Raw genomic sequence first — 6,111 nt, 5'->3', positions numbered from 1 at the left:
GAACTGGCGGTCCATTAATTATCATTGTAATAAACGAAGGAATAGTAATGAAAAAGGTATTTGCAAAATCTCTTCTGGTCGCAGCGATGTTTTCTGTTGCAGGCTCCGCATTGGCAGTACAAAAGGATATTACTGTAACGGCCAACGTTGATGCCGCTCTGGATATGACACAGACCGATAACACCGCGTTGCCGAAAGCAGTAGAAATGCAATATCTGCCGGGGCAGGGTCTGCAATCTTACCAGTTGATGACCAAAATCTGGTCTAACGACGTTACCAAAGATGTAAAAATGCAGTTAGTTTCCCCGGCGCAACTGGTTCAAAGCCTGGATGCTAGCAAGATTGTTCCGCTGACAGTAACCTGGGGCGGTGAAGAAATTAAAGCTGATGCGGCAACCACTTTTACCGCAACCAAAATCTTTGCTTCCGATGCGTTAACTAACGGTTCTCTGGCTAAAAACCTGATGTTTGCTCAAACCACCAAAGGTGTTCTGGAGACAGGCATCTACCGTGGTGTAGTAAGCATTTATCTGTCTCAGGATATCTAATCCAGATAACAGAATTAACACGTAACAAAGGGAGGGGTAGCCCTCCCTTATTTTAACTGTTTTAGTATTTGTTATGGATTTCAGGATTGCCATGGATAAAAAATTACTGGCTCTTTTGATCCTGGCGAGTCTCAGCCCGGCAGAGGCGACATTAACCAAAATTCCCGCAGGGTTTGAGGTTATTGCTCAGGGACAGCAGGAGTATATCGAGGTTTATTTTTCAGGGAAAAGTCTCGGTAAATATTATGCAATGGTTAATCTTGATACCGTAACATTTCTTGATCCAGCAAGTCTATATAACAAGCTGGAACTGGATGTAGACGATCAGAAAATCGCGCATATAGTGAAAGAAAAATTATCGCAGCCGCTAGCTCGCCACGGTGAATTGGCTTGCGGTTATGTACGTACTGACTCAGGGTGTGGTTTTCTGAATACCGATACGCTGGAAATAATCTATAATGATGAAGAAAGTTCGGCAACGTTGTTTATTAATCCGCAATGGAATTCAGCTTTCGATGCGAAGTCATTATATTTAAATCCAGACAAAAATACTGTTAATGCTTTTATACATCAGCAAGACATCAATGTTCTGGCACAGGATGATTACCAATCGTTGTCTATTCAGGGAAACGGTGCGCTGGGAATAACAGAAAATAGTTATATTGGTGCACACTGGAATTTCAACGGTTATGATGCAGATGATGTCAGTGACAGTAATGCTGACGTCAGCGATCTCTATTATCGTTATGATTTTTTACGTCGTTATTATGTGCAGGCGGGTCGCATGGACAACCGCACACTATTTAATGCACAAGGCGGGAACTTTACCTTTAACTTTCTGCCACTCGGTGCAATTGATGGGATGCGTATCGGGTCGACACTGAGCTATTTAAACCAGGCGCAAAGCCAGCAAGGAACCCCAGTAATGGTTCTGCTTTCGCGCAATTCTCGTGTTGACGCTTATCGTAATGAGCAACTTTTGGGATCGTTTTATCTCAATAGTGGTTCGCAATTTATTGATACCAGTTCCTTTCCGCCTGGCAGCTACAGCGTGGCATTAAAAGTCTACGAAAATAACCAACTCACCCGCACCGAGCTTGTGCCGTTTACCAAAACCGGCGGTCTGACTGACGGAAATGCGCAATGGTTCTTACAGGCAGGTAAAACTACATCACAGGTTTCTGATGATGAAAGTTCAGCTTATCAGCTAGGAGTACGCCTGCCATTACATCCGCAATATGAGCTCTACGCAGGGCTGGCGAATGCCGATGATGTGAGTGCTTTCGAGTTAGGTAATAACTGGACGGCAGATTTAGGCGGGGTGGGGAATCTTGCAATCAGCGCCAGCGTGTTCCGTAACGATGACGGCGGCAAAGGTGATATGCAACAGGCCAACTGGAGTAATCCGGGATGGCCGACGTTGGGCTTTTATCGGACCAACTCTGACGGCGATGCTTGTACAACCGACAGCAGAGAGAGCTATAACGCCTTAAGCTGTTATGAAAGTATTTCCGCGACGGTTTCACAGAATTTTGTCGGCTGGAATATGATGCTGGGTTATACCCGCACACAAAATAACACTGATGATAGTTTGCGTTGGGATAAACAGCAGAGCTTTGAAAATAACTATCTTCGCCAGACAACAGCGCAAAGTATCTCTGAAACTGTACAACTTAGCGCTTCCCGCGCTTTTGTGATGCGTGACTGGATTTTGAGTACGTCAGTCGGTGTTTTCCATCGTAATGACAACGGTGGCGATAACGACGACAACGGCTTGTACTTATCGTTTTCGTTATCTGACACGCCAACGATGGATAGCAATAACAACAGCCATTCAACAAATGTGTCTACGGATTATCGTTATAGCGAACAGGATGGCGATCAAACGTCATGGCAGTTATCGCATACCTTTTATAACGATTCATTCAGCCATAAAGAACTTGGCGTAACCGTCGGAGGCCTGAACACCGATACCATAAACAGCGCGGTTAACGGGCGTTGGGATGGGCAATACGGAAATGTCTACGCTACCGTATCTGATAGTTATGACCGTAAGAATCATGATCATCTTTCGGCCTTTACGGGCACTTATAGCTCTACGCTGGCTGTCAGTCGCTATGGCGTTAATTTGGGAGCCAGTGGTACAGACGATTTGCTGGGTGCGGTACTGGTGGATGTGAAAGGCTTCTCTGAACAGGATGAAGAGAGTCAGGATCTGCAACTCGAAGCGCGGGTGGCAGGCAGCCGAACTTTGCAGCTTGGTCAAAGTGACAGTGTGTTGTTCCCTTATCCTGGATTTCAGTCTGGTTTTGTTGAGGTTAACGACAGTAGCCAGGGCAATCAGCAGGGGACAACAAACATCATTAACGGTGCAGGGAATCGTGAATTAATGTTGTTGCCTGGCAAGCTGCGCTATCGCGAAGTGTCTGCCAGCTTTAACTACAACTATATCGGTCGTTTATTACTGCCGGCAGCGGTGAAAAAATTCCCGATTGTGGGGCTGAACAGCGCCATGTTACTGGTAGCTGAAGATGGCGGATTTACACTTGAAATTAACGGCAGCGAAAAAGAGCTCTATCTGCTTTCCGGGCAGCAATTCCTTAAGTGTCCACTAAGTGTTGTAAAGAAACGCGCCAGCATTCGTTACAGCGGAGATGTTACTTGTAGTGTGGTGACTTATTCACAATTACCGGAGTCGATTCAGGTTCAGGCACAGTTGAAACAGCCTAAATTACGTGGAAACGTTCAGACGGCGCAAAGGGAGGTTGCACCATGAGAAATCGATTGATTGCGGCGATATTGGGCTTGTTTGGCACACTCACTGGCGTTCAGGCAGCTCCTGACGTGACCAGTGAAATTACGTATGATTTGGCATCTGGTAGAGCGGATTATTACTTCTGGAAGGATGAAGCGTCGGCAGGAAATAATGGATATATGTGGTATGAATGTTCGTATCCTGACCTCCAACAAACCTGTACAGCTAATGGAAATATATCGACAGTACAAATCTATTTAACTGAACAACGCAGTGGGATGCGTTGGCCGGTAAAACTCAAAGGATTTAAAACAGCCATTGTAAGTAGCGATGAAGCGCCGCCAGGATGCAAGGGGGGCAAAGGGCTTCAGACGAATCTTAAGGATTCTAATAGATCTTCATGTACAGAAGATGGTCAACATTATTATATATACGATACAAAGTTTCTTACGCTCTACCTTGAGCAGACAGAGATGAAGAATTTGCCGATTGGTGGCGTCTGGAAGGGGAAAGTTAAATTACATTCGAACAGCCCGGCCCAGGACTATTTCGCAAATATTACCCTGAATACGCTCGACCCCAACCATATTGACGTGTTCTTCCCGGAGTTCGCCCACGCCACGCCAAGGGTGCAGTTAGACTTGCATCCAACAGGAAGCGTTAACGGCAGCAACTACGCGCAAGATCTGACCATGTTGGACATGTGCCTGTACGATGGTTTTAACGGTAATGCCATCAGTTATGAAATCATGCTCAAAGATGAAGGGCGACCAGCTGCAGGGCGCAGAGACGGTTACTTCTCTATCTATCGTCAGGGAGGGACCACCACCGACGAGGGAGAACGCATTGATTACCGGGTCAAAATGTACAACCCGGAAACCGGTGGGCAAATTGATGTGCGCAATAATGAAAATATGGTCTGGAACAGCATTAACCTGAAACGTGTGCGTCCGGTGGTACTGCCCGGTATTCGCTATGCCGTGATGTGTGTGCCGACACCCTTGACTCTGGCAGTCGATAAATTCAGCGTGATGGATAAACAGGCCGGGTACTACATGGGCAAATTGTCAGTAATCTTTACGCCTTCCTTGCCAACCATCAATTAACCCTGCAAAGCGGACAAACGCTTTTTTCTATATAAACGACGAAGCCGTCTGATAAAGCGGCTTCGTCATTACAACTTAAGTTAAACGTTAATGTTGCGGTGCGGGATCGTTATGTGTTTCCTGCGCCACCTCAATCGCCGGTTTGTTCTGCAACACGGTCCAGATAACCAGCGCACCTAACAGGTCAAATACTGCCAGAACTGCGAACAGCGGGCTGAAGCCGATGGTGTCAGCCAGTGCACCGACAACCAGCGCAAACAGCGTACTTGCCAGCCATGCGGACATCCCGGTTAAACCGTTCGCCGTCGCCACTTCGTTACGACCGAACACGTCAGAAGAGAGCGTAATCAGCGCGCCAGACAGTGCCTGGTGGGCAAAACCACCGATACACAGCAGCATAATTGCGACATACGGGTTGGTGAACAGACCGATCATACCCGGGCCAATCATCAGCACAGCACCCAGCGTTACGACCATCTTACGGGAAACGATCAGGTTCACACCAAACCAACGCTGGAACAGCGGCGGCAGGTAACCACCGAGGATACAACCGAGGTCAGCAAACAGCATCGGCATCCAGGCGAACATCGCGATCTCTTTCAGGTTAAAGCCGTAAACTTTAAACATGAACAGCGGGATCCACGCGTTAAAAGTACCCCAGGCCGGTTCTGCCAGGAAACGCGGCAGCGCGATACCCCAGAACTGACGGTTACGCAGGATCTGACCAACGGACATTTTCTTCGCCGTGCTCACCTGGTGCTGGGCTTCCTGACCATTAATAATATAGTCGCGTTCTTCATCGGTCAGATGCTTCTGGTCGCGTGGATGTTTATAGAAAATCAGCCATGCCATCGCCCAGATAAAGCTCAATGCACCGGAGATGATAAATGCCATCTGCCAGCTGTGCATTACGATTGCCCATACCACCAGCGGCGGCGCAATCATCGCACCAATCGAAGAACCTACGTTAAAGTAACCTACCGCGATGGAACGCTCTTTCGCCGGAAACCATTCGGAGCTGGCTTTCAGACCCGCCGGGATCATCGCTGCTTCCGCGGCACCGACTGCACCACGAGCAATCGCCAGGCCACCCCAGCTACCAGCCAGCGCGGTTGCACCACAGAACACGGCCCACAGCACAGCAAACATTGCATAACCGATTTTCGTACCCAGCACATCCAGTACATAACCTGCTACCGGTTGCATGACCGTATAAGCAGCAGAATAGGCTGCGATGATATAGGAATACTGTTGGGTGGAGATGTTTAACTCTTCCATCAGAGTTGGCGCAGCTGCCGCCACAGTGTTACGCGTCAGGTAACCAAGCACGGTGCCGAGCGTCACCAGTGCGATCATATACCAACGTAACCCTTTAATTTTACGCATGTAAAACCTCATCGTTTTGTTATATCCGCAGGAAGCGCGGCCATCATCCCGCCAGAGGCTGAAGATGTTAGTTACGACCGGGTAACCGAAAAAAAACCGGCACGCCCCGAACGTTGCCATGAAAGTTTCGTGCTAATTCGGCTTCCGTACCGGTTAACCCGATTCATCTAACAAATGAATGAATCGGCAATTTGCATTCCGTCGACTTATGATTTGCGACGGCAGAAAGATAACTTGTCATACAACTTTAAAAGGTGAGAGCCATCACAAATGTGCGAATATTTGTAGGGACATTACCTGACGACAGCGAGGCCAG

4 protein-coding genes are annotated in these 6,111 nt (G+C 47.8%); 3 read left to right on the top strand and 1 reads right to left on the bottom strand.

What is annotated here, in order from left to right; translation table 11 throughout:
- Positions 1-47 precede the first annotated feature (47 nt).
- From E0D98_RS05065 to E0D98_RS05055, 3 genes are all read left to right on the top strand, one after another.
- The gene (locus E0D98_RS05065) at positions 48-548 is read left to right on the top strand and encodes a CS1 type fimbrial major subunit (protein WP_000755097.1); all 501 of its coding nucleotides are present in this window, start codon (positions 48-50) and stop codon (positions 546-548) included.
- Positions 549-639: 91 nt separating this feature from the next.
- A complete protein-coding gene (locus tag E0D98_RS05060) occupies positions 640-3,324 on the top strand; it encodes a TcfC E-set like domain-containing protein (protein WP_000358674.1) in 2,685 nt (894 codons plus the stop codon).
- Positions 3,321-4,409, top strand: coding sequence for a CfaE/CblD family pilus tip adhesin (locus tag E0D98_RS05055; protein ID WP_001245988.1), 1,089 nt, complete (start codon positions 3,321-3,323; stop codon positions 4,407-4,409). The genes E0D98_RS05060 and E0D98_RS05055 overlap by 4 nt, the downstream gene beginning before the upstream one ends.
- Before the next feature lie 87 nt (positions 4,410-4,496).
- Here the strand turns inward: E0D98_RS05055 and exuT are convergent, their stop codons facing one another.
- Entirely contained in the window at positions 4,497-5,795 is a 1,299-nt protein-coding gene (exuT, locus tag E0D98_RS05050; RefSeq protein ID WP_001226463.1) for a hexuronate transporter ExuT, read from the bottom strand.
- Positions 5,796-6,111 lie beyond the last annotated feature (316 nt).

The sequence above is a fragment of the Escherichia sp. KCJ4928 genome (genome assembly GCF_004352695.1).
Classification (GTDB): domain Bacteria; phylum Pseudomonadota; class Gammaproteobacteria; order Enterobacterales; family Enterobacteriaceae; genus ECMA0423.
Note: the sequence above shows the minus strand (reverse complement) of the source record. Positions and strands in the feature narration are given on the sequence as shown.